We start from the raw sequence: 24,948 nt of genomic DNA, 5'->3' as shown, positions 1-24,948 counted from the left end.
ACAGGCCGGGCGGGGGCGAAGGCTCCCGCCCTCCTTCCATTCATCTACAGGCCTGTCATGGAACTCTTGTCACTGGTTTATCGCCAATACCGTTGGCCCTTCATCGCCATTACCCTGCTCAGCCTGCTGAGTGCTGTCAGTGGGATAGGCGTCATTGCCTTCATCAATCAATCACTTATCGAATCAGTCGGGGATCCGCTGCCGATCCTGGGTCAGCTTGTCGGCCTTGTCTTGCTGCTGCTGGTGATCACGCTCGGATCCCAACTGGCCCTGACCACCCTGGGTCACCATTTCGTCTACCGGTTGCGTGGCCGCCTGCTCAAGCAACTGCTGGATACCGACGTCGCCCGTCTGCGTCAAATAGGGCAGGGGCCGCTCCTGGCCTCCCTTTCCAGCGACATCGGTCAGATCACCATCGCCTTCGTGCGCCTGCCGGAGCTGGTACAGGGCCTGGTGCTCACCCTGGGCTCCATCATCTACCTTGGCCTGCTCTCTCCCGCCTTGCTCGGTGTTACCGCCCTCTGGGTCACCGTGACCATGGTGGTGGGCTGGCTGCTGGTGAACCGGGTCTATCGCCACCTGGCGCACATGCGCCAGGCCGAAGACAGGCTCTACCAGAACTACCAGTCCATCATCGCCGGGAGCAAGGAGCTGGCGCTCAACCGCGAGCGTGCCCACTTCGTCTACCACCAGCTCTATGAGCAGAATGCCCGGGACTACCGGGAGCAGATCATCCGCGCCGATACCTACCACCTGAGCGCGGTGAACTGGTCGAACATCATGATGCTGGGTGCCATCGGCCTGGTCTTCTTTCTGGCCAACGGGCTGGGCTGGGCCAACACCAATGTGGCCGCCACCTTCGCCCTGACCCTGCTGTTCCTGCGCACTCCCTTGCTACAAGGGATCGGAGCCTTGCCGACCCTGATCGCCGCCCAGGTGGCGTTCGACAAGATAGCTGCCCTCAATCTGGCGGAGCCGGACGAGGCATTCCCGTTGCCGCCTGCGCCTCGCCCCTGGCAGCGCATCGAGCTGGAGCAGGTGAGCTTTCACTACCAGGGGGAGGGCGGTTTCTCCGTGGGCCCCATCAATTTGGTGATCGAGCGGGGGGAACAGATATTCCTCATCGGTGGCAATGGCTCCGGCAAGTCGACCCTGGCCATGCTGCTGACCGGGCTCTATCAACCGGTCTCTGGCCGGATCCTGCTGGATGGGGAGCCGATCACCGATCGCAACGGCTATCTGGGGCTCTTCTCCGCCATCTTCACCGACTACCACCTGTTCCAGCATTTGCTGGGGCCCGAGCCGAAAGAGGCGTTGGTCGCCGAGTGGCTTGAGCGGTTGCAGATGGGCAGCAAGCTTGCCATCGAGGATGGCTTCATCGCCGATATCGACCTCTCCCAGGGCCAGCGCAAGCGGGTCGCCCTGCTGCTGGCCCTGGCAGAGCAGCGGGAGGTGATGCTGTTCGACGAGTGGGCTGCGGATCAGGATCCCCAGTTCCGCCGCATCTTCTATCAGGTGCTGTTGCCGCGTCTCAAGGAGATGGGCAAGACGGTGATCGCCATCAGCCACGACGATCACTACTTCTCTCTGGCCGATCGCCTGCTGGAGATGCGCCAGGGCCGCCTCACCGAACTTACCGGCGAGCAGCGCGAGCAGGTGAGCCGGGATGCGGTCGCCCATCTGGATGGCAAGGTGCCGGCCTGATGCTGGCACCGATGAGACTGGCAGCAAGCCAGCACAGGAATTGCTTATGTTCGAGATGAAATCCGCCAGCTTCGCGGTCAATGACCGCACGCTGCTGCACCCCACCAGCCTTCGCTTCGAGCAAGGTCGGGTCTATGGCCTCATCGGCCACAACGGGTCGGGCAAATCGACCCTGATCAAGCTGCTGGCGCGCCAGCAACCCCACAGCGGCGGGGAGATCCTGTTCGATGACCAGCCGTTGTCTGCCTGGGGCAACCGGGAGTTTGCCCGTCAGGTGGCCTATCTGCCCCAGCACCTGCCGAGTGCCGAAAACCTGCTCGGCCGCGAACTGGTGGAGATGGGGCGCTACCCCTGGCGCGGACTGCTGGGCCGGATGGGAGCGGAAGATCACCGTCAGGTGGAGCGTGCCATCGCCCTGACCCACACCGAACGCTTTGCCGATCGGCTGGTGGATACCCTCTCCGGCGGTGAGCGGGGGCGAGTCTGGCTCGCCATGCTGCTGGCTCAGGAGAGCCGTTTCATCCTGCTGGACGAGCCGCTGGCCGCCCTGGACGTGGCCCATCAGGTGGAGGTGCTCACGCTCGTCAAGCAGCTCAGCCGCCAGCTCAACCTCGGGGTCATCATCGTCATTCACGACATCAACATGGCCTCCCGTTTCTGCGATCGGCTGGTGGCGCTGCACTCCGGCCGTCTGCTGACCCACGGCGAGCCCGAACAGATCATGACAGGGGAGACCCTGAACGCCATCTATGGCATCCCCATGGAGGTCATTCGCCATCCGGCCCATGACCACGCCATCGCCATCGTCTGACCGGGGGCCGCTCTTGAACCGTTTATTGAAGATGGCGCCCTGTCTGCTCAGTCTGCTGCTGCCCCTGGCAGGGGAGGCCGGGCAGCTTGTCACCGCCACCAGCGCCACGCCCCGCATCGCCACCGTGGACTGGACCATAGCCGAAACCCTGCTGGCGCTCGGAGTGACACCGATGGCGGTGGGGGATGTGGCCCCCTATCGCGCCTGGGTCGGTGAACCCCAGCTTCCTGCCGGGGTGATCGATATCGGGCTGCGTGCCCAACCCAACCGGGAACTGCTGGCGGAGCTCAAACCGGATCTTATTCTCATCTCGCCGCTGGCGGCCCCCCTGGCGCCGACCCTCTCCCGCATCGCGCCGGTGCACTCCATCGCCCTGTATGAACCGGGCACCGATCTGTGGCAGCGACTGCGGGAAGCGACCCTGACCATAGCCGCCCTGGTCAACAAAGAGACCGAGGCCGAACGCCAGCTCGCCGCGCTGGAGCTGGATCTGGCACAGATGCAGGCGGCGCAGCCCGCCGATCTGCCCCCCTTGCTGGTGGTGCAATTCATCGATGAGCGCCATGTGCGGGTGTTTGGCCGTGGCAGCCTGTTCGAGGCAGTGATGCAGCGCCTCGGCCTTCGCAACGCCTGGCAGGGAGAGACCAATGCCTGGGGATTCTCGGTCGCGAGCCTGGAGCAGTTTCTCGGGATGCCGGAGGCCAGGCTGGTGGTGGTGGACCCCGTGCCCGTAGGAGTTGGTGAAAAACTTCAGGAGCCTGGATTGTGGCAGCATCTCCCGCTGGTACAGAACAATCCGGTGATCCATCTGCCTGCGACATGGAGTTTTGGTGGCATATTGGCGGCCCGCCGCTTCGCCACCCTGCTGGACGGTGCCCTGCGGGAGCAGGCTGTCCACAGTGCAACCGGGGGATCAAATCAATGAGCTCTTCTCTTTCTTCGCCCCTGCTGCGCCCGGGTCTCTGCCTGTTGGTGCTGACACTGGGGCTGGCTTGCGCCGAGCTGGCGCGTCAACTGCCGGGGGCGCTCTGGTGGCAGGCCCTGTTCTCCCCCGAGCTGGACGATGCCCGCCAGGCGGTGGTTCATTTCAGCTGGCTGCCGCGCCTAGCCATCTGCCTGCTGGCCGGTGCCGCCCTCGGGCTCGCCGGTACCCTGATGCAGCAGGTGCTGCGCAATCCCCTGGCCTCGCCCACCACCCTGGGGGTGGCTTCCGGCGCCCAGCTGGCGCTGATGATGGTGACCCTGCTCGCCCCCTCCTGGCTGCTGATCGGGCGGGAGTGGATCGCCATGGCCGGGGGAAGCCTGGCCATGGGGCTGGTCTTCGCCCTGGCCTGGCGCCGCCAGCTCAATCCCGTGGTCATCGTCTTTGCTGGGCTGGTGATCAACCTCTATCTGGCCGCCATCAGCATGGGATTGCTGCTGTTCTTCCAGGAGGAGCTCAAAGGGTTGCTGGTGTGGGGGAGCGGATCTCTGGCCCAGAACAGCTGGAGCGGCGTCGGCTATCTGCTGCCACGGTTGCTGCTGGCCGCGATGCTGGCGGTGGTGCTGGTGCGCCCGCTGGCAGTGCTGGAGCTGGACGATGCCAGCGCACGCAGCCTGGGGGTCTCCCTCAAGCATCTGCGCCTGGCTGGTCTGGGTCTCGCCGTGTTCGTCACCGCCTGCGTGGTGAGTGTGGTGGGGCTGATCGGTTTTATCGGGCTGGCGGCGCCCGCCATGGTGCGGCTGCTGGGGGTCAGAAAACTGGCCCAGCGGCTGCTGTGGGCACCCATCCTCGGCGCCCTGTTGCTGGCGGCCACCGATCTGCTGCTGCAGACCCTGAGCCGGTTCTGGCCTGTGCTGATCCCGACCGGCGCCATGACGGCCCTGTTGGGGGCGCCGCTGCTGCTCTGGCTTATCCCGCGTCTTGGTATCAAGCAGAGTGCGCCTAAGGCAAACTCCTCCCTGCAGTTGGCCCGCCATCCGGCGCCGACTCGCCTTGTCGGCCTGATGGTGTTGGGGCTGGCTGCGGCGGTGATCGCCTCCCTGTTGTTTGGGCAGGGGATGGGCGGCTGGGGCTGGCCGAGCTGGCTGCGGTGGCAGGCCCAGCTGGAGTGGCGCTTGCCGCGCACGCTGGCAGCGGGTGCCGCAGGCGTGTTGCTGGCGCTGGCAGGCACCCTGTTGCAGCGAGTCAGCAACAACCCCATGGCGAGCCCCGAACTGCTGGGGGTAAGCGGTGGCACCTTCATGGGGGTGATTGCGGCGGCCCTGTTGCTGCCCGCCTTGCCGCTGCCCATGATGCTGCTGGGGGGGCTGGTGGGCGCCTTCGCCTGCCTGTTGCTGCTGGTGCTTATCAACCGGCGCAACGGCTTCCAGCCGGAGCGGATACTGCTGTCTGGCATCGCCATCACGGCGCTGTTCGAGCCGTTGCAGGCCATCGCCCTGGCCAATGGCGACCTGCGGGTGCAGCAACTGCTCTCCTGGATGTCCGGCTCCACCTATTACGTCACCCAGCCGGTGGCCCTTGCCCTGGTGGTGCTGGCGCTGCTGATGCTGGCAGCCTGCCTGCTGGTGAGCCGCTGGCTCGATCTCATGCCCATGGGGCCGGCGGTAGCGACGGCGCTCGGCATTCGCCTGAGCCGCGCCCAGCTCACCATCCTGCTGCTGGTGGCCGTGCTCACCGCCAGTGCCACCATGGTGATAGGCCCGCTCTCCTTTGCCGGTCTGCTGGCGCCGCACCTGGCCAGATTGATGGGGCTGGTGAGGGCGCGCTGGCACCTGCTCGGCGCCGCAGGCTGTGGTGCTTTGCTGATGGTGTCGGCGGACTGGATCGGCCAGCAGCTCCTCTTTCCCCAGGAGGTGCCCGTCGGTCTGGTCTCCACCCTGTTAGGGGGTGCTTACTTCATGTGGTGCCTGCGCCGCCTCTAGGTTGGTGGATGAAAAGCGCACAAAAAAAGCCCGGGATGAACCCGGGCTTTTCATTGCCTGCTCTGCGGACTTACTTGCCGATGCAGAATGTAAATAATCTATTATCTTCAATATGTTAGTGGCTTTTCGGGGGCCGCTTGGGGTAAAAGTAACTAAAACAGCATATTGAGAGGCCGCTCACGGGTTTCTGCTATCGTGCAGCGTTCCCACATAGTCCATTCTCGATCGTGCAGCCTTCCCATATGAATCAACGCGATGCTACTACACGCATTCAAAACCGCTTTTTAGGTGAGTTTTGAACATATTTTGAACCGCCCATAGCACCGTCCGGTGCCTGGAAAGCCGCTTTTACTCTTCGAACCGTGCAAACTTCCCATAGGTGGTTTGGCTAACCGTGCAATCATCCCACATACCGTCAATTTAATCCCAGCCCTTTATCAGCCTGGCTGAGCGGGCTTTTAGGCCCTCTAGAATGGTGCTGCTGATGGCATCGGGGAAGCCTGCTGGCAATTGCTGGGTAACACGCTCAATAACATCATCAACGGAGTTGGCCAGTTCTGTCAGGATCTCTTCCATAGCAGAACGCTCAAATCCCACAGCTTTTGCCGTTTGGAAGAAATGACGCGGGAATATCTGCTCAATGGCGTATTTCTTTCCCTTGCTGCTTGCTAGGCCCATAGCGAGCTTGGCGTCCCTTCGGTTGAGGCCTCGGCCGCCAAACACTGGATAGACAGATAGGATGTCGTAAAAAGGGGTCAGGCGAAAACGCCCTTCCGGTTCAATAAAGACCGAGAAGTTCTTTGCATGGCCATCGGTGGCTGCCAGCAGCCAGAACAGGACCTGAGATTTCATGAACAGGTAGCGATCCTGTTCTGGTGTCGCAGAGCCCAGCAAGGTTTTCATGATGTCAGTGATCCCTGGTCCTCCATGACTCTCGTATTTCCGTGCTGACGGAACATTCAATACCTGACAGAAATCTTCTTGGGGAAGGCGCATGATCCAACTGCGATCGGCAGCGTAACGTCTGTCGAAGCGTTCCACAGCCAGTGCTTTGACCTGGCCAACCTGCATCATGAAGCAGTGAGGTACGGGTAGACCAAACTCCTTGGCACTCAGAGTGCAGAGATATTCGTTTTCTACGCTCTGGGAGAGGTCTATCGAGTAGGAGTGGCTTTCAATCTTGCCAATAGGGAGTTTGATAATGTGGGTTGTCGGCGTTGCGTTGAGTGGCAAGTACCAACGGCCATCGATATAGAGCAGCGCAGTCTTTTCTTGCGCCCCGGCGATAGAGATCCGGAACTCCTCTTGCTCCCTGACCATCCCCAAAGGGATTCCTGATTTGTAGCTGGTCAGGATCTGCTCGAGCTCGTCATCGGAAAGTGCCTTGTAGTCGATTCGCCTGACATCTGGAACATCGTGCCCTTCGGTAACCAGCTGTAATGCCCCTACGCTATCCTGGCCAATGCAACTGAGCAGATCGAAGGGCTGGGTTGATGCCGCTTGATAGCGTGCTACAACCCTGTTTCTCACCTCCGTATTATCTGGCAGCAGGTTGTCGAAGAAGTTATAGGCTTCATTGCCCCGGTAGGCCTGATGGCGCAATGGCATGGAGAGTGAGATCGGACGGCTGCCCGGTTGTGCTAGCCATGACTCATGGTACTGAAACTGATGGGCACCGCTGGTAGTTTTGGTGAATGTGCCTACCCGATAGCCGTTCATGTAGACAGCCAGATTGGCCATTACCACTCCTCCTTCCAGCCCGATGCCGGACTCTCGGATGACTCATTGCGGGGTTTGATATCCACTGACAATTCGAGTGCCGCGAGGATCTTGAACAGGGTCTCCAGCTTGGTGGATTCAGGATTGAGCTCGAAGCTGGAGACTGTGTCTTGCCTAATCCCCACTTTCTCGGCCACTTTGCCTTGAGAGAGCTTTTGAGAAAGCCTGGCATCCTTGATACAGGCGCTCAGCTGCTTGGCGCTGGTTACTTTCATGATTCGACAACCTGGTAGCGTGCCTTCTTCCAATTTACACGCTATGGCAGGTATATCAATGTTTACCTGTTATAGAGGGTAAGTATCATTTACACGCCATAGGCGGTATTTAACATTTATTCCCTATAGCGGGTAAGAGAACAGCAGACGGGGAAATTACCAAACCATGGGGTAAAGAACTGCCGCGCTACGCTTGGCTGCTGGCTTGTTCGGCGAGTCGAAAAGATGACTCACCTCAAAGCCCAGCTTCTGTAGATTTCCTCCTTTGGCATCCCATTCAGCAGATCAGGAATCGTGGGCAACGTCGCTTAAATACTCAAATACAACTCAAAAGCGACTTTGTGGTGACGGATCATACTTAAATTTTGTGCTGTCAGATCAAAAGGCTATCGAAAGGTCGTGTTTTGATCGTCATGCGGTGGTTTCAAAAAAGGTATACCCCATAAAAACCACTTAATGCCCTCTCGAAAATCATATTGAAACCACTTATATTGAACCAATAATTAGGAACCACTTTAAACAGACTGATGGGGGCTCAATGTTCATACGGGCGTATTTACGTGCATCGACTGTGGAACAGGATGCTGAGCGGGCACGAGAGCTGCTGATTGGTTTTGCTGCAGAGCATGGCCATCAGATAGCCAGTTTCTATGTGGAGAATGAGTCTGGTGCAACGTTGGACAGGCCTGAGCTTATGCGGCTGATCCGCGACGCTGCAGATCGTGACATTGTGCTGGTAGAGCAGATTGATCGTCTGGCCCGTCTCAATCAGACGGATTGGCAAACATTGAAGCAGTTGCTGGCTCAGAAACAGCTCTCAATCGTTTCTCCGGAGCTTCCGACTTCCTGGGTGGCGTTACAGGGGGACTGCCGCTCCGAGTTCACCAGCGCCATTTTGCAGGCTGTAAATGGCATGCTGTTGGATATGCTCGCAGCAGTTGCTCGCAAAGATTATGAAGATCGCAGACGCAGGCAGCAGCAGGGTATTGCCAAGGCCAGGGATGAGGGGAAATATCGCGGTCGCCAGAAAGATGAAAAGAAGCGTCAGCACATCGCACAGTTGTTGAGCACCGGACACAGCTACTCGGTGATCCAGGAAATGTTGGGCTGCTCCCGCCATCTGATTTCGTGCGTGGCAAAAGAGGTCCGTTCAGCAAAATAGCGAGTCATTTATCCGAGGCACCCATGCGACGCTTCTCGATATACAGCCACGCAGCAAAGGCGCCAAACCCTATCAGGAATGAAAACAGGAGGATCAGGATGACGATGCTGTTCATGGTGATGGGCCTCAGGTGTAGCGGATAAAGGATGCAATCAGGTGATCGTGTGACCAAACTCCATATCACCATGGACTTCGCTCAGGAAAAAATCAACAAAGCACTGAAAGTATTGAAGTTTGTTCGCTCGTAACAAACATGATTGCGTGGAATCACGCAGGATGTGGAGCCATGGAATGAACACTGTCATTCCCAACCAATTCCTGTCCAGTTTCTTTCCACATAACTATCTATCTGGAAAAGTGGTGTGAATTTTCCACATAGTGGAATGCCTGTTCAGAACGAGTTATGTGGAATCCTGATCGAAGACTTCCTATCTATCTGGAAATTTCGTGCCGTTTTTCTCTTTGGAATATTGGTCATCTTGTTTGAAGGGATGATGGACTCTGGTGTGCTGAAATATGGGGAGCGGATTCCTATCTATCTGGAATTTTGCCCCTCATATTTCAGGATGTCAGCAGTCGGTGGGCCATCCCGTCGAGTAGCAGCTTAGTCTTCTCCCAAGTCGGCATCACCTGGCTGAGCAACCGCCAGAATCGCTCGCTGTGGTTGTGCTCGGCTAGGTGGCAAAGCTCGTGGAGGATGACGTAATCAATGCACTCTCTAGGGGCTTTTACCAAATGAGGATTGAGTGTGATCCGGCCATTGGGCGAACAGCTTCCCCATTGGGTTTGCATATTCAGCAGGCGTAACGGAGGGCGATCCACAACCCACAAGGCTTGTTCCAGCATGGCATCGAGACGTTTGGCGAAAAGCTCTCTGGCGCGGGTTCTATACCACTGGGTCAGTTGAGCCTTCACTGTCTCGGGTCCTGGCTTCCTGACTGATACTTCCAGCTTGCCTCGCAGCAGTTTGACCCCTTGCACACTGCTTGGTGCAACGATGACCTTGAGCAGGTATTGCTTGCCGAGGTAAAGGTGACTCTCGCCACTGACATAACGGCGTGGCGTGACATGTTCCAACTGCTGACGAAAGTCACGCAACTGCTCGTAGATCCAGCGGGCACGCTTTTTTACCGCCGCAAGCACCTCTTCATCTGGCGTTTGCGGCGGAGCCATCACCTCAACCCGGCAGTCAGGATGCACCTTGATCAGCAGTTTGCCTGCCTTGGGTCTGGTGAGCCGTTCGAACCTGATAAGCTCGCCACCATAGGAAAAGTGCTGGAGCCTATTGGCCATGTTGCCGGAGGTGCTCATCTGCAGTTACATCCCACTGTGACCAACTCGGGTAATCTGCACGACCATTTCCACCATGCGCTTGGCTTGATCCATGCCACAGCCGATGGACTTGCACTCGGTGAACAGCAATGGCAGCAGCTTCTTGCGAATATCGGCTTCAATATTTTGCGGGTTGATAGAGTGTTCGGCGACCGAGGCATCAACCAACCGGTCGATCTCGAAAGCGAGTTTGACCCACTTTTCTTCAACCTGAGCATCCTGGTTGTCAAACAGTTGTGGAAGGTTCTTTTTAAAGACACCGAAGTAGGCCTGAGCATGGCGGTTAGTGCCAAAAGCATCAGGCATATCGTTCAGGCGGCGTTCCTGTACCTGCTCTTCAAACTCGCGGAACAGCATGTACTGCTTGAGAGGGTGATCAAACAGTTTTTCCGCCTCTTCAATGGCGAGGCGCAACAAGGTTGAGAAAGACTCCTGAGCATAAGGGTCATCCATGAGATCCTGCTCAATCATGCGTGTGACGCGAGTCTTGATGATGTCAGTCTCGTTGCGGGTCTTCTCTTTGCTCCACTCTTCCGGCGGTTTTTGCAGTCCCATCTTGCCAACTTCATACACACCACCGGGCTCTTTGACCTCGACACCAACCACATGCTTGTCGAGCAGCTTTTTCACCTGCTGGGCATACTCGTCGTAGTCGACTCGTTCACCTGCATCCTGTTGCACTGTTTGCCGCAGGCTGGAGAACTGTTGCAGCGTCTCTTTGTAATGGCGGCGATCCGCTTCGGTAAAGGCGGTGTCCTCGAAGAACGAGGCCGACTGTAGAGCTACTTTCAGGCAACTGGCAAAGCGGGAGAGTGCCTCATAGAAGTCTTCACGCACCTTGAGATGCACATCTACCAGCTCTCCCTCTACCTCTTCCATTCGGGGTACCAGCACCTGGCGCAGTTGCTCTATGTCCTGCTTGTTCTTTACCCCGGCAAAGATGTTCCACAGGTCCTTGTAGAGCTGTGGCAGGCGCTTGTATTCAGAGCTCATCTGGTTGTAGAGGCCGGCGATGTCGTCAAGGTCGTAGCCGCCCTGAGTGCGTGAGGCGAGATCCTGATACTTGGCGATAGTGGTATCTAGCTCCGAGAGAATGCCGCGGTAGTCGATGAGCAAGCCAAACTCTTTGTCCGGGTGCAACCGGTTAACTCGGGCGATGGCCTGGATCAGGTTGTGTTCCTTCAAGGGTTTGTCGATGTAAAGCACCGTATTCTTGGGCTCATCGAAACCGGTCAGTAACTTGTCTACCACGATCAAGAGCTTGAGCGGATCATCCTTGTCGGCGAAGCGTTCGATAATCTGCTTGGTGTAGAGCTGCTCATCCTGGCTACCCACGTTATCTTTCCACCACTGCACGACCAGAGGGAGGGTTGATTCATCAACATCGGTATTGCCCTCCCGGCTATCGGGGGAGCTGATAACAATGGCAGATTCGAACAATCCAACCTCATCGAGATATTGCTTGTACTTGATGGCGGAAGACTTGCTGTCGCAGGCGAGCTGACCTTTCAGCCCTTCCGGAATGTTTTTGTCGAAGTGCTCGGCTATGTCGCGAGCGATTAGCTGGAGCCGGTCATCGGCTTTGTAGAGTTCACCTTTGCGCGTGTATTTGCGCTTCAGGTCAGCCTTTTGCTCCTCGGTCAGGTTGGTGGCGATGCGGTTAAAACCGGCATCAATCGCCCTGTCGTTCACATCGAGATCCGGGATGCGTTCTTCATAGAGCAGGGGGGTGACCGCCTTGTCCTCAACGGCTCGCTGCATGGTGTAAGCGTGCAGGATGGGGCCAAACTTGTTGGTCGTCTTGTCGTTTTTCAGTAGAGGGGTGCCGGTAAAGGCCACAAAGGCGGCATTGGGCAGGGCCAGTTGCATGCGAATGTTGTTTTCGCCCCCTTGGCTACGGTGCCCCTCATCAATCAGCACGATGAGGTCCGGGCTCTTGTTGACGCACTCAGGCAATTTGGTAGCAGTGTTGAACTTCTGGATCAGCGAGAAAATGATGCGCTCGGTACCCTTGCCAATTTGCTCGGCCAGTCGCGGGCCGGAGGTGGCCATCGCCGCGTCCTTGTCCTTCTTGCCAGCCAGTTCACCACTGGATGAGAAGGTCTTGCTGAGCTGGCTTTCCAGATCCACCCGGTCGGTAACGACAATGATGCGGCAGGCTTTCAGCGCATCATGCAAGATCATCGCCTTGCTCAGGAAGACCATGGTGAACGACTTGCCTGATCCTGTTGTGTGCCAGATCACCCCGCCTTGGCGGCCGCCATCAGGGCGCTTTTGGCTGATCCGCTCGATCAGTCGCTTGATGCCAAATACCTGCTGATAGCGGGCCACTATCTTGCCGGCTTTCTTGTCAAATAGGGTAAACAGACGGGTCATCTCCAGCAGCCGATCAGGTGACAGCAGGCTGATAAGCAGCCGATCCTGGTCTGTCACCGCCAACTCGCCCGCGGCTAATAGAGTCTGGTACCAATCCTGTGTGGCCGGTGGGCGATGATAAAACAGTGTCGAGAGGGTATCTTGGGGAATCGGCCGATTCTTGATCTCGGCCATCTGCGCGTCGCTTATGTCCTCTTCACGCCAGGCTGCCCAGAATTTTTCCGGTGTACCGCAGGTGCCATAGCGTCCTTCGATTCCGCTGATGGAGAGCAGCAACTGGCTATAGGCGAACAACAGCGGGATCTCACCGTGTAGCTGGTTGCGAATAGTCTGGGAGATCCCTTCTTTGACGGTTGGCCCCTTTTTGGCGTTGCTATCCGGGCGTTTCGCCTCGATCACCGCCAATGGCAGGCCATTGACGAAGCAGACGATATCGGGGCGACGAGACTCTATGCCACTGGCTCGGGTGACATGAAACTCTTCGGTAAAGGTGAAGCGGTTATTGTGCGGGTTATGCCAGTCGATCAAGGCAATGGTCGGGCTCACCTTCTTGCCGTCAATGAATTCGGTGACCGACATGCCATAGAGCAAATGGTTATAGATCCGTTCATTGGCGGTCATCAGCCCTTCGTTAAGCGCTGGAGTACACAGCTCACTTACCAGATTGTCGACTGACTTGGCGGACAGCGGATACCTCTTGCCAGCATATACAAAGGCGCGCTTGCTCAGCTCCTCGCGCAAAATCTGGCTCAGAACGACCTGGTCATATTTATTGTTACGGGCTGCCAGCGCCTGCTTGGGGGACAGAAAAGTCCAGCCCAGCTTGGTCAGCAGGGTCAGGGCTGGGATCTTGGCGCTGAACTCTTCTTGAAACTTGGGTGCGTGGTGATGATCAGTCATTGAGTTCAATTCCTCGTGCAGCGAGCCATTGGCGTCCTTTCTCTGTGGTTTGGTAAGCCTGTTCCGGATGATTGGGCACTTCTGGGTAGGCATAGCCAATCAAGCCCTCTTGTTCCCGCATAATGTTCAAATGGGACGCTTTTAGTGCGTTTTCCCGCCGGTTCAGCGTTTTGGCCAGTTGCTCAGTCTTGTAAGGACGCATGGCACAGAGCCACAGAATCACTGGCCACAGGTTATTTCTGCGTGCTTTGGGGGTGAGTTGGTCTATACGAGCGAGCAGATCTGACGGGAGGTCACCCGCATTTGAGCCGAGGTCACCTCTATTTGCCGCGAGGTCACCCGTATTTGCGTCGAGGTCACCCGTATTTGCCACATGGTCACCCGCATTTGAGCGGGGGCCCTCATCATTGGCAGCAGCAAACAGCGGGAGTTCGTGAGGCGCTGACAGCTCGTAGTAAGTGGAGGAGCCTGCCCCCCCTTTGACCAACAACTGGTACTGATGATGCAATCTTCCCAGTATCTGGCTGGCGGCGAGCGTATCAAGGCCGGTAATGGCGCGAAGGCCTGCGTTATCCACCGCTCCCGTCTCTTTGGCCAGGATCAGTGCTTTCGCCTCATCGTTGTTCAAGGTGAAATGAGCGAACTGTTTGAGCCAGGCCAACTGCTCTTCGCCCATCAGTTGATGCAATAGATAGGTTGCCAGAAACTGGTTCTGGATGACCTGACTCATGAAAACAGGCGCGGTCAGACCCACCTGGTCCAGCAGACGTCGCATGGTGCGGATGCCGGAGCCTTTGGTCTCGGCAAAGCTGACGTCGTAGAGCACAGAAGCCAGCACCGGATTGCGCAGGATAGAGCCCATCTCCCCCAGCATCGCCTCCGGCTTAAGAGAGTAGCCGGCGTTGCGTATCTCGAGGCGGTTGCTAAAGCGCACCACTATGATGGGCTGATTAACCTGATAATCACGGTGCATGACGGCGTTGACCACCGCTTCGCGAATCACCTTCTGTGGCAGCAAGGGCTGGTCGTCTCGCTGGGTTTTGCCCTCTTCCAGACGAAAATGCTTTGGCAAGTCATCCAGTATGGTGGCCTCCAGTTTGGGGATCAGCGTCAGCAGGGGTTCACGCAGATCCAGCGTAGTGTCGAAGCGCTGTTGAGGGTCTTCCACCCACTGAGTGCCGGCGACGCGCACGTAGTCCACGCGCATGGCGGGTAACAGTCTTCGCAGCGCCAGCGGTTTGCCAAGGAGCAACAAGCCGGCGATATTGGGTACCCATTCACCCAGGCGCTTTTTCACCAGATTGAGGGATTGGAGCATCTCACTGTCACTGGCCTGCAACTCTTCAGCATGAGGGCGAACCTTGCTGCGCAGCGTGCGATAGAGCTCGATGGCGTGGGGATCGAGATCATCCCAGTGGGCGTCAGGCAGCAGAACCTGCTCGAACCCTAGGCCATTTTTGGCGAGCAGCAAGGGCTCCAGCTCCAGCTGGGAGCATTCGTAATCACCGTTCAATCCCCGTCGCCAGACGCCGCTCTTGCGCTTGTTCTTGCTGTCGAACTTCCCCTTAAAGGTGCAAGGCTTGGCTGCCGGCTCCAGTTCGGGGACAAAGACGACTAGCACACGTTTGCCCTCCAGCTGATGGGCTTGCGCCTGTACCGGGATCGGCTGTTCAAACTGATCACGGCAGTTGGTCTGCAGCGTGTTGAGGAGCTGGTCACTGTGGCTGACACCGCATACCGAAAAGGTGTCGTGTGTTTCATCTGGCTCGTTAACCCCGAGCAGCAGATAGCCACCACCAAGGCTAGGCTCATTGGCAAAGGCACAGATCGACTGCATGACGGATGAACCGATGTCGCTGCCTCGCTTGGCCTCGATACGGGGACACTCATCCAGCTCGCGCAACTGAGCCAGCAACTGCTCCGGGGTAAATTCGATCATGCCTTTGAACGCTCCTTCAACTGTGTGCTACCGATGGCGTCTGTTCGGGGTCTTGCCATCTCAACTCAGTGCAAACAGCACTGTTTGAACTTCTTGCCGCTGCCACAGGGGCAGGGGTCATTGCGCCCGATCTTGGGGGTCGCTCTAACCGGCGGGGTTACTGGCGTGAGTGTTGGCGCAGATATCGGTGCTGTGCTTGGCCCCCGTTGGGCGAGAAAATGGGCGTGCAGCCGCAGGGCGGCAGGGCCCACTTCGGCCACGCTCTGTTGATGTTCCGGTAGCGAGAGGCTGGCAAGCTGTGGCAGCAGATCATCGCTGCCATGCAGGCGGATCACCTCAAGGGAGCGGCCCAGTGCCTCTGGCAAGGCTGGCCAGTTCCCCAGCGCCATGCCACGCAGATAGCCAAAGCACCAATCTTCGGCGTTGCAGATCTCCTGCCCTTCGACATAGTTGGCCATTAGCACCGGGATAAAGTGCTGAGGCTGATAACAGAGGGTGTGGGCCAGAATATTCATATGGTCGAGGATCAAATCCAGCGCCTGTTTCATCTCATGCTCGGAAGACCACTCAGGGGGCGTGCCACCCCAGAGTACCGGCCACCACTGGCTGGGTGGCACCAGCTCGGGGCCGGAGAGTACCGCAGTCAGAAAGCCGTCGAGCGCCGACAGACTCAGCATCGAGTCGTCGTTGCCATGGTCCATCAGCCGCTGCTCCAACCACTCCACATCGGCCTCTGTCATGGGGTGAATGGTCACTTTTTTCATGCGGCCTCCTCCACCTTGACCCGCCGTTTGCCGGTCAGCAGCTGTTGCATCAGCGCTTTTTTCTCTTGCTTTAGGGCGTCGAGCTTTTGTTGCAGGGCACTGATTTCTTGATCGGTGGTGGACAGGACTGCGGCGATTTTTTGTTGTTCCTCAAGCGTGGCTGGAATAACAACCTTTTCCTTTACAAACATATTGAAATTGAAGGTCATCTTTTCAATATGAACACCATAGCTACAAAGGAATGCCTTGTGATACATTATTTTTTGTTTGCTGAACCAAGAGAAAAAAGCAATATCTATTTTTTCATCATCTTTTGGCCTTAGAGCAATGTATGAGTCTGATATGTGACACTTATTAAACTCTTCTGTTACTAACCCTGTGGCTCCGTGAACAACCTGCATCTTTGAGATTAAAAAGTCACCGGCAAGTGCAGTGTTCATTTTTTTTGTCAAAATCTCTGAACCCTTTAAAATTTCACGAAGCACAACTCCCTCCGAGCGGCGCTTGACACTTAAAAGGTGATATTGACGATCATCGTCCCATTGAACTGGCCGCTTAACCTCTTTTAAAAGAGAACCAATACGTTGAGCTTTCCACTCCCCACTAAACCTCACCCCATTCTTATCCAATAGGCGTTTTTTGCCGGTCAGCAGTTGTTGCATCAGGGCTTTTTTCTGCTGCTGGCTATTGGCCAGCAGTTGCTCGGTGGTAGTGATAGCCTTGTCCCAAGTGGAAAGGATTTTGGCTATTTTCTTTTGTTCGTGGAGTGGAGGCAGCAAAAATACAACGTCGCTTAAAATCTGCTGACTTAAGTTGGAAATATTTGTCCCGCCACCATTTTTTGATATTTGTTGCTTCATCAGAGATGAACGCGCGACTAAGGAAATATATTCAGGTAAAGCAAACTTTTTGTTAACTCGACCTCGTATTGTGAAGCCTGAATATGAAAGTCTAGTGGCGACGGCAGGAAAAAATAAGCAGCGGCCAATTAAGTCTTTATTGCCATTCGACCTTACAAATAGCAAGTCTCCATCTTCCAAAAGCTCTTCGTCTCGAACCCTATTGTTTACATAAATCGTTTCCAGTAGATCAGTTGACCTGAGCTCGGCGAAGTCTTTGAAGTCGCCAACACCAACGATCTTAATCGCCTCACCCTTGTCTGATTTAGTGAAGTTAAGCCCATTTTTAAATTCGGCAATCTCTCCCAGAGTTGTGCGGTTCCAACCATTAGGCACCATAACCCAACTCCTCCAGATAGTTGGCCATCTCGGTTTCCAACTCGAGCAGCTGAGTTTTTAGCTGTTCACGCTCGGCACGCACCGCCAGCAGATCGATCTCTTCCTCTTCCTCGAAGGTATCCACATAGCGGGGGATATTGAGGTTGTAGTCGTTCTCCTTGATCTCTTTGAGCGAGGCAAGATAGGCGTATTTCTCGACATTGCCGCCGTTGCGGTAGGTTTTGACTATCTTGGCGATATTCTCCGGGCTCAGCATGTTCTGGTTCTTGCCGGCCTTGAACTCGCGGCTGGCGTCGATAAACAGCACATTGTCGTCCACCTTCTCTTTTTTGAAGATCAGGATGGCGGCGGGGATGCCGGTGCCAAAGAACAGCTTCTCCGGCAGGCCGATCACCGCATCGAGCAGGTTCTCGTCAATCAGATTTTGGCGGATCTTGCCTTCGCTGGAGCCGCGGAACAGCACGCCATGAGGGACTACGACACCCATGCGACCGCTTTTGGGTTTCAGGGTCTCGATCATATGGAGGATAAAGGCGTAATCCCCCTTGGTCTTGGGCGGGATGCCGCGCTTGAAGCGGCCGAACTTATCGTGCTCGGCCTCATCATGCCCCCACTTGTCCAGTGAGAACGGCGGGTTGGCTGTCACGATATCGAAGCGCATCAGATCGCCGTTTTTATCCAGCAGCTTGGGGTTGCGGATGGTGTCGCCCCACTCGATTTTGTGGTTGTCTTCCCCATGCAGGAACATGTTCATCTTGGCCAGCGACCAGGTGGAGCCGATGGCTTCCTGCCCGTAGAGGGCGTAACGCTTCTTGCCGTGGTTTTGCACCACCTTGCGGCCGCACTTCATCAAGAGCGACCCGGAACCACAGGCGGGATCACAGATGGTATCGTCGAGCTGCGGATCGAGCAGTTCGGCCATCAGGTCGGAGACCTCGGGCGGGGTGTAGTACTCGCCAGCCTTCTGGCCGCTGTTGGCGGCAAACTTGCCGATCAGGTACTCGTAGGCGTTGCCAATCACGTCAAGGTTGCCGACCCGGCTTGGTTTCAGGTTGAGCTCCGGTTTGGCAAATTCCTCCAGCAGATAGCGCAGTATGGTGTTTTTCTGCTTCTCTTCGCCGAGGCGATCGCTGTTGAAGCTGATGTCCTGGAACACGCTCTTGTTGCCATCTTTGAGCTTGGTACCGTTGGCTTCTTCCAGTGCATGCAGAGCCTGATCGATCCGCTCGCCGTTTCCTGGCTCGTGACGTCGTTCATAGAGTGTGTAGAAGCTGGATTGTTTGGGCAGCACAAAGCGCTCGCTCTTCATCATCTCTTCGATAAGCTCTGGTGCGTCGCCGTACTCTTTCTTGTAGCTGTCGTAATGGTCCTGCCAGACATCGGAGATGTACTTCAGGAACAGCATGGTGAGGATGAAGTCTTTGTAGGTGTCGGCGCTGATGGTGCCGCGGAAGACATCGCAAGCACCCCAAACGGTGTTGTTGATAACGTCCTGATTGATCTGAGTTGTCATTGTTTTTTCTCCTTAAGCAAATTCTGAAACATGCCTTGCAGCATGGTTTCTCGATTCTTTAACAAGGCTTGTGTCAGCTGTTGCTCCTGTTCCCACAATTTGTTCAGGTGCAGAATTTTTTCTTGCGTGGCTAGGGTTGGAATCTCCAGTTTTAGTTCTTTGGCCACCTTTGTATTGAGCATCACAATGTTGGTTCCCTGACTTGCCCCTTCAGACAACCAATACTGCATTGCCGGGCGGTTAAGCGCCCAGCACAAGAACTCAGGTAGAACACCTTGTTTCGGAGTAATAATTAGAAGCTGGCTACTGACCACAACAGGCAATTGACTCTGTTGGTCAGATGACAGATAAGAGGCTCGAAAGTATCCCCCTTTAGCTCCTCTAGCTGGAAGCAGAACTGAACCTGGGGAGGCAAAAGCTTTGTTACTACCCTCCCAGCGGATCAAAGGAAGTCGCTGAGCTTGAATGAGTGGGGTGTTTGTTCTCTCCCATATGTTGCGAACATCTTTGATTTGAACCACATGAGCATCGGCTTGACTATTAGATGAGACCTCATCGACTCTTTCTCGAAAGGTATACCCAGTTCGTATATCGGCAATATCCCCTAGTGAGAGAAGGTTAGGTATTGATGACATTACACTTTTCCCCATGACTGGGCCGGAGCGCGAAGCATGAAGCCTGCACACCGACAAGCTTGGATATTCGTCAGGAACACGACATCTTCCCAACCCGCGCGATAAGCTTCTTTTGTAAACCATGCCTTAACTGGGCTCGTAATTTTTTGCTGAGAGCCGCCATGATGTTTGTTGTAAAGAGCAATGATGCGGTCTGCATCGCAGAAAACTGCATCTTTTGCTGATTTCACGCTGTCGGGGGTAGGGAATGCCCATTTCCCGCGTTTGACTTCTAAACGAGGTTGGGGACCTGCATCATTGGGTTGTGTCATAGCCTTTGCTAACGCATTGCTCTGAACAAGACAGAAGCCTCTTACGATCCATCCATCTTGTAGTACTTCGTTTGTTTGATATGCTTGCATCATTCAAATCCTCCATAGTGACTAACTTCGGGTTGCTTGTGGTGTTTGAACGCAGAGACAGGCGGCCACCTGTCTCTGCATTTTCTCCCATCTCATACAGTAGAGCGTCTACGCACAAGATGTTTGTGTATGATGACTGCTCATATCGGTCTTTGTCAACCAAAAAATGACAGTAATCCTTCTACTGCATCGTGCTGTCTTGCCATACTTTATGAATTTCACATGTGAAATTTTTCCCGAAAGCGCTGTAAGAGCCCAAAACGGGCACTTACAGCGCTCTGGATTTTGTTAGGTCCCCGATACGCTCTTGCATGCTGATGTTTGTAACTAGGAGACAATCTGCATGCGCGAACAAAATTCGTCAGTTTTCAGTGATCCGAATGGGGCAATCCTGAAAGAGCTTTATGAGCTTAAGCAGTTGGTAATCCAGCAAGGACAGGCGCAAAAAGAGGTGCTTTCTGCCGAGGAGTGCGCTGAGTTGCTGGGGGTTTCTGTCTGCTATGTGTACCGGCTGACCAGCGAAAAGCGTCTGCCGCATTACAAGCCACAAGGCAAAAAGATCTACTTCAAGCGCGTTGAGCTGCTGGACTGGTTGCTCTCCCACCGCATTTCAGCAGACGCCGAACTCACTGAGCATGTAACCAAGCGTGTGCGGCAAGCTAGCCATGGGCGGTTGTGAGGTGGGTATGACACAGGATCTGATTACATCTCTCTGCCCCCAGGATCTCCGGTCGGCTTTTGTTGAGCCTCCAAAACCCCTCGATTTTGTCCTCCCGGGGCTGCCTGTTGGCTGCGTTGGTGCTTTGGTGTCACCGGGAGGGGTGGGCAAATCGATGTTGGCATTACAACTGGCAATGCAGATATCCGGTGGGCCGGATTGGATTGGGCTTGGCAATCTGGGCAGGGGAGCTGTGCTCTACCTGCCTGCCGAGGACCCTTGGCCTGTACTGCACCAGCGCTTGTTTGCCTTGGGCAGAGGTCTTGATGCTGAACTTCGTGCCAACGTTGAACGATACCTTCGTTTGATATCGCTTCAGGGTGCCAGCCCGAATGTGCTGGATAGCCATTGGTGGGAAGCGATTGCCATTTGGGCTGAGGGGGTCAGGTTGGTGGTTATCGATACACTGAGACGCTTTCACGATGCTGATGAGAATGCAGCCTGTGCTATGACACTGGTGCTGGGTCAGCTGGAACGGCTGGCCATGCTGAAGGGATGCGCTGTGTTGTTTGTACACCACACCAGTAAATCTGCGGTATTCCAAGAAGCTGGCGATCTGCAGCAGGCAAGCCGTGGTTCGTCGGTACTGGTGGACAACGTTCGCTGGCAGGCCTATCTCGCCACTATGACCAAGAAAGAGGCGCAGAAGCTGGGCGTATCGGTAGAGAAGAGCCAGCTTTACGTGCGGTTTGGGGTAAGCAAAAGCAATTATGGGCCGCCACTACCGGAGCGCTGGCTGGAGCGGAAGGAAGGAGGTGTGCTGTACCCCGCTGGTTTTGACGAAATACGCTGGGCTGGGGGCAAACGTGCCTTGCTTTGAATTGACTCATGCCCGGCACGACCATATGCACTGCCTTGCTCCCGGGTTGTTTAGGGCGATCTCGAATGGCCAACGCCGCCGTGACAAGCTGGAGGTGATTTACCGTTTGGATAACGGTAATCAGATTGAGTTTTCTGGGCCAGAACCCTTGGGGGCTGACGATTTGCGCGTACTTCAAGGGTTGGTTGCCCTAGCTGGGCTTGAATCAGAAAGTGGCAAGATTGGGACTATTGCGAGTGGTGAAACCGGAGAGATATTACGAGACCTACTTCAGCTGCGTGGGATTGCCAACCAGCAGGATGTCTTGGTAGTCAAAAGCAGCTTGCGCAAACTGGCCAAGGAGATTGGTTACGCAAACCCTCGTGACACCAATACGGTGCGTCGCACTGTCGAGCGGTTGTGGAAGGTGTCGGTAATAGCACAGGTAGCAGGCTTGCGTAGTGGTTTTCGTCTGCTGGCGAACTATGCCAGCGATCCCCTGACCGATAGGCTCTTTGTGGCGCTTAATCCATTGCTGACCAATGCCATATTGGGTAATGGCCGATATACCTATATCGATCTGGCTGAGGTACGGCAACTGCGTAGTAGCACTGCCCGGATATTGCATCAGCGGCTTTGTGCCTGGATTGATTGTGGCCGCAGCAAGCCAGTAGGTTTAGATAAACTGGTCTCTTACGCTTTTCCTGATAAGTCCAGCGCGGCCACCAACCGAAAGCGGCAATCGCGAGTTCGCAAGGCACTGTATGAACTGGCTGAACTGGGTTGGTCAATCAGTGAACATGCCAAGGGGCGGTTTACCATCGGCCGGCCTGCACTATCACGATAACGGTCACAAACTATCACGAAAGTGGTCACAAAGTTCACGATAACGGTCACAAGCCAATTCAGTGAAACCCAGTTACCGCTTGGGCTGCAGGGCGATCCTGAAATCCGATCTATATTATCTAAGATAATCTAGGCCAGCGCATGGTTGCGCTGGCCTATTTGTTGGCTCTTCCTGGCCATGATCTTGTCGAGGGTGCTTCTATCACCCCAAGACATTGGGGAAATCGAGCATGGCATCTCGGCGCCGCGATTCAAGAATGTCGGCGTAGATCTCGGTGGTTCTCAGCTCACTGTGCCCCAGCAAGCGGGAAAGGGCATAGATATCGACGCCGCGGTTAAGCTGGATGACGGCGAAGGTATGACGCGCGCTGTGGAAGGTTACCTTCTTGGTTATACTCGCCTGCAACGCCCACCGGGTGAGCTCCATGTTGTGCCAAGCCGAGTACTTGAGGCCCTTGAAGATCCGCTCTGTTGCCTTGCCTGGGCGCCCCATCAGCTGCATCGCCATGTCATTCAAATCCAGGTATTGCAGGCCGCTGGTCTTTTTCTGGGTGAATACGATACGGTAATGGCCATAGAAGGGCTCCAGCTCTGCCCAGGTCAGCTTGTGAATGTCGGACCAGCGCAAGCCAGTGCAACAAGAGAACAGAAAGGCGCGCTTAAGAACGTCGTACCGGCACTCGGCCTGGGCCAGGGCTCGTACCTCGTCTTCGGTCAGGTAAACCCGTTTGTTCTTCTCCCCCTGGATAGCTTTGACACGTCGTACCGGATTATCCGGTAGCAGCCGTTCCTGCTCAGCCTGGTTCAGGGCCGCCCTTAACTTGTTGAAATAGGCACTTTGGGTGTTGCGGCTCAGTGGTGTGCCGCTTTTGGTGCGGGCCTTGTGCATCAGGTAATGCCGAAACCCCTCCAGGAACAGCTGATCTACTTCCTCGAAAGTCAGCTCCGGCAGCTTATGGTACTGGCGTAAATGCTTGAGGGCTGATATCCAGATGGAGTGGTTGCTCTTGCTACCTGCCGCTTTTTGGTCTGTAACCTCTTGGAAGTACTCGAAGAAGCTGGCCTTGTAGGCGTTCGAGAAATCCAGATGGTGTTTACCAGTCTCGTACTCGAAGAGTCGCTTGGCGCGGATGGCTTCGGCTGCTCGCTGGGTTTCTTTGTTGTGGAGCCGCTGTGCTGGGGTACGCGGCTTGTCGTACAGGAAGAGATCCAGGGTCTCTCTGCTGCGTTTGTGCTTGCGGATGCCCGTGGTTTGGTCAAGGTAGGAGCCGGCGTAGTAGGTTAAGCGCAGAGCGCGCTTGCCTTCGGCGTCCGGTGCGCGGTATTCGATGCTGATCTTCATAAGTGTCCCCCAAAAGTACCCCAAGAGGTTACTTTGGGGTACTCTCGGGGTAAATTCTCACGAAACAAGATCAGGCAAGAATAGCCAGTAAAAAACAAAGTCCAATATTTACAATGTCTTATGTTCTCACTGGCTGCTTTTTATTGCTGATTTTTCACCACATTACTTGCCGATGCAGAAGCTGGAGAAGATGCGGCCCAGCAGATCGTCGGAGCTGAACTCGCCGGTGATCTCGGACAGGGACTCCTGGGCCAGGCGCAGCTCCTCGGCTACCAGTTCGCCAGCCACATAGACCTCAAGCTGCTCCCTGGCTACCAGCAGCCGTTCGGCGGCACGCTCCAGTGCGTCCAGGTGGCGGCGGCGGGCCATGAAGCCCCCTTCGGTGTTGCCCTGGAAGCCCATGCAGGCCTTGAGGTGCTCGCGCAGTGCGGGCAGCCCCAGCTCGGTCTTGGCGGAGATGCGATAGACGGCGTGGCCCTGCTCCTGGCTCGGTGCCAGATCCTCGCCGGTCAGGTCCGCCTTGTTGCGCACCACGGTGAGGCCGATGTTTTTTGGCAACCGATCAACGAATTCCGGCCAGATGTCGTGGGGATCGACGGCATCCGTGGTGGTGCCGTCCACCATGAACAGCACCCGGTCGGCCTGTTCGATCTCGGCCCAGGCACGCTCGATGCCGATCTGTTCCACCTTGTCCTGGGTATCGCGCAGGCCCGCGGTGTCGATGATGTGCAGCGGCATGCCATCCAGATGGATGTGCTCGCGCAGCACGTCGCGGGTGGTACCGGCGATCTCGGTGACGATGGCGGACTCGCGGCCTGCGAGGGCGTTGAGCAGGCTCGATTTGCCAGCGTTGGGGCGACCGGCGATCACCACCTTCATCCCCTCTCGCAGCAGGGCACCCTGCTTGGCCTCGCCGCGCACGTCGTCCAGCTCGGACATGATGGCGTAGAGGTCACCCGCCACCTTGCCGTCGGAGAGAAAGTCGATCTCTTCATCCGGGAAGTCGATGGCCGCTTCCACATAGATGCGCAGCCGGGTGAGGCTCTCCACCAACTGCTGAACCTTGCCGGAGAACTGCCCCTGCAGGGAGTGCATGGCGCTGCGGGCGGCCTGCTCGCTGGAGGCTTCGATGAGATCGGCGATGGCCTCGGCCTGGGCCAGATCCAGCTTGTCGTTGAGGAAGGCGCGCTCGCTGAACTCGCCCGGGCGGGCGGGGCGGATGCCGTCGATCTGCAGGATGCGGCGGATCAGCATGTCGAGAATGACGGGGCCGCCATGGCCCTGCAGCTCCAGCACGTCTTCGCCGGTGAAGCTGTTGGGGGCCTTGAACAGCAGGGCGATGCCCTGATCCAGCGCCTGGCCCTGCTCGTCCCTGAACGGCAGATATTCGGCATAACGCACCCTGGGGAGCTTGCCGAGCACTATCTCGGCGACCCGCTCGGCGGCAGGGCCGGAGACGCGGACTATGCCGACGCCGCCACGGCCGGGGGCGGTGGCCTGGGCCACGATGGTATCTGTTGTCATCTTGCTTGACTCGCTGGTTGGCTGAATGAGTAAGAGGGTGGGGGAC

Annotated in this window: 20 protein-coding genes; 8 read left to right on the top strand and 12 right to left on the bottom strand. The window is 56.3% G+C overall.

From position 1 onward, the window contains the following. Positions 1–57: 57 nt before the first annotated feature. Genes AB5Y68_RS14755 through fhuB form a run of 4 tightly spaced genes read left to right on the top strand, consistent with a single transcriptional unit; the run spans position 58 to position 5,419 of the window. Complete coding sequence (locus tag AB5Y68_RS14755; protein WP_039040630.1) at positions 58–1,704, top strand: multidrug ABC transporter permease/ATP-binding protein; 1,647 nt, start codon at positions 58–60, stop codon at positions 1,702–1,704. Positions 1,705–1,750: 46 nt separating this feature from the next. After that, positions 1,751–2,515 carry an ATP-binding cassette domain-containing protein gene (locus AB5Y68_RS14750; protein WP_010672275.1) on the top strand — a complete coding sequence of 255 codons (765 nt, stop codon included), beginning with the start codon at positions 1,751–1,753 and terminating at the stop codon, positions 2,513–2,515. Between the two features lie 31 nt (positions 2,516–2,546). Continuing rightward, on the top strand, positions 2,547–3,440 hold the full coding sequence (locus tag AB5Y68_RS14745; RefSeq protein WP_039040690.1) for an ABC transporter substrate-binding protein: 894 nt from the start codon (positions 2,547–2,549) through the stop codon (positions 3,438–3,440). Further along, positions 3,437–5,419: a Fe(3+)-hydroxamate ABC transporter permease FhuB gene (gene fhuB, locus AB5Y68_RS14740; protein ID WP_039040631.1), complete on the top strand. Its 1,983-nt coding sequence runs from the start codon at positions 3,437–3,439 to the stop codon at positions 5,417–5,419. The genes AB5Y68_RS14745 and fhuB overlap by 4 nt, the downstream gene beginning before the upstream one ends. Positions 5,420–5,839: 420 nt before the next feature. On the opposite strand, the gene AB5Y68_RS14735 is transcribed toward fhuB, so the two are convergent. Then, the gene (locus AB5Y68_RS14735) at positions 5,840–7,159 is read right to left on the bottom strand and encodes a type II toxin-antitoxin system HipA family toxin (protein WP_039040632.1); all 1,320 of its coding nucleotides are present in this window, start codon (positions 7,157–7,159) and stop codon (positions 5,840–5,842) included. Continuing rightward, a complete protein-coding gene (locus tag AB5Y68_RS14730; RefSeq protein WP_017410478.1) occupies positions 7,159–7,413 on the bottom strand; it encodes a helix-turn-helix domain-containing protein in 255 nt (84 codons plus the stop codon). Before AB5Y68_RS14730 ends, AB5Y68_RS14735 begins: the two co-directional genes overlap by 1 nt. A gap of 538 nt (positions 7,414–7,951) precedes the next feature. Here AB5Y68_RS14730 and AB5Y68_RS14725 point away from each other — a divergent pair. Then, positions 7,952–8,575 (top strand): recombinase family protein, encoded by a 624-nt coding sequence (locus AB5Y68_RS14725; RefSeq protein ID WP_039040633.1) that lies wholly within the window; start codon positions 7,952–7,954, stop codon positions 8,573–8,575. A gap of 561 nt (positions 8,576–9,136) precedes the next feature. On the opposite strand, the gene AB5Y68_RS14720 is transcribed toward AB5Y68_RS14725, so the two are convergent. The 8 genes from AB5Y68_RS14720 to AB5Y68_RS14685 form a co-directional block, all read right to left on the bottom strand. Continuing rightward, entirely contained in the window at positions 9,137–9,886 is a 750-nt protein-coding gene (locus AB5Y68_RS14720; RefSeq protein WP_234704035.1) for a M48 family metallopeptidase, read from the bottom strand. 6 nt (positions 9,887–9,892) lie between these two features. Then, the gene (locus AB5Y68_RS14715) at positions 9,893–13,183 is read right to left on the bottom strand and encodes a type I restriction endonuclease subunit R (RefSeq protein WP_039040635.1); all 3,291 of its coding nucleotides are present in this window, start codon (positions 13,181–13,183) and stop codon (positions 9,893–9,895) included. Beyond that, positions 13,176–15,122 carry an RNA-binding domain-containing protein gene (locus AB5Y68_RS14710; protein WP_039040636.1) on the bottom strand — a complete coding sequence of 649 codons (1,947 nt, stop codon included), beginning with the start codon at positions 15,120–15,122 and terminating at the stop codon, positions 13,176–13,178. Before AB5Y68_RS14710 ends, AB5Y68_RS14715 begins: the two co-directional genes overlap by 8 nt. Positions 15,123–15,187: 65 nt before the next feature. Then, positions 15,188–15,886: a UPF0149 family protein gene (locus tag AB5Y68_RS14705; protein ID WP_039040637.1), complete on the bottom strand. Its 699-nt coding sequence runs from the start codon at positions 15,884–15,886 to the stop codon at positions 15,188–15,190. Further along, positions 15,883–17,124, bottom strand: coding sequence for a restriction endonuclease subunit S (locus AB5Y68_RS14700; protein WP_052258867.1), 1,242 nt, complete (start codon positions 17,122–17,124; stop codon positions 15,883–15,885). The genes AB5Y68_RS14705 and AB5Y68_RS14700 overlap by 4 nt, the downstream gene beginning before the upstream one ends. Then, positions 17,114–18,637: a type I restriction-modification system subunit M gene (locus tag AB5Y68_RS14695; RefSeq protein WP_039040638.1), complete on the bottom strand. Its 1,524-nt coding sequence runs from the start codon at positions 18,635–18,637 to the stop codon at positions 17,114–17,116. The genes AB5Y68_RS14700 and AB5Y68_RS14695 overlap by 11 nt, the downstream gene beginning before the upstream one ends. Next, positions 18,634–19,272 carry a restriction endonuclease subunit S gene (locus tag AB5Y68_RS14690; RefSeq protein WP_039040639.1) on the bottom strand — a complete coding sequence of 213 codons (639 nt, stop codon included), beginning with the start codon at positions 19,270–19,272 and terminating at the stop codon, positions 18,634–18,636. The genes AB5Y68_RS14695 and AB5Y68_RS14690 overlap by 4 nt, the downstream gene beginning before the upstream one ends. Continuing rightward, positions 19,272–19,676 (bottom strand): hypothetical protein, encoded by a 405-nt coding sequence (locus AB5Y68_RS14685; RefSeq protein WP_152610198.1) that lies wholly within the window; start codon positions 19,674–19,676, stop codon positions 19,272–19,274. The genes AB5Y68_RS14690 and AB5Y68_RS14685 overlap by 1 nt, the downstream gene beginning before the upstream one ends. A 340-nt stretch (positions 19,677–20,016) precedes the next feature. On the opposite strand from AB5Y68_RS14685, the gene AB5Y68_RS14680 reads away from it, so the two are divergent. The 3 genes from AB5Y68_RS14680 to repC are packed head-to-tail and all read left to right on the top strand — an operon-like array spanning position 20,017 to position 22,037. Then, positions 20,017–20,352, top strand: coding sequence for a helix-turn-helix domain-containing protein (locus tag AB5Y68_RS14680; RefSeq protein ID WP_368207297.1), 336 nt, complete (start codon positions 20,017–20,019; stop codon positions 20,350–20,352). 7 nt (positions 20,353–20,359) lie between these two features. Continuing rightward, positions 20,360–21,211, top strand: coding sequence for a helicase RepA family protein (locus tag AB5Y68_RS14675; protein WP_368207295.1), 852 nt, complete (start codon positions 20,360–20,362; stop codon positions 21,209–21,211). Positions 21,212–21,236: 25 nt separating this feature from the next. Then, entirely contained in the window at positions 21,237–22,037 is an 801-nt protein-coding gene (repC, locus tag AB5Y68_RS14670; RefSeq protein ID WP_058056544.1) for a replication protein C, IncQ-type, read from the top strand. Between the two features lie 201 nt (positions 22,038–22,238). Here the strand turns inward: repC and AB5Y68_RS14665 are convergent, their stop codons facing one another. Continuing rightward, on the bottom strand, positions 22,239–23,378 hold the full coding sequence (locus AB5Y68_RS14665; protein WP_368207293.1) for a site-specific integrase: 1,140 nt from the start codon (positions 23,376–23,378) through the stop codon (positions 22,239–22,241). Between the two features lie 162 nt (positions 23,379–23,540). After that, complete coding sequence (gene mnmE, locus AB5Y68_RS14660; protein WP_010672278.1) at positions 23,541–24,902, bottom strand: tRNA uridine-5-carboxymethylaminomethyl(34) synthesis GTPase MnmE; 1,362 nt, start codon at positions 24,900–24,902, stop codon at positions 23,541–23,543. Between the last annotated feature and the right edge of the window lie 46 nt (positions 24,903–24,948).

This window comes from Aeromonas sp. R6-1 (assembly GCF_040908165.1).
Taxonomy (GTDB): Bacteria; Pseudomonadota; Gammaproteobacteria; order Enterobacterales; family Aeromonadaceae; genus Aeromonas; species Aeromonas caviae.
Note: the sequence above shows the minus strand (reverse complement) of the source record. Positions and strands in the feature narration are given on the sequence as shown.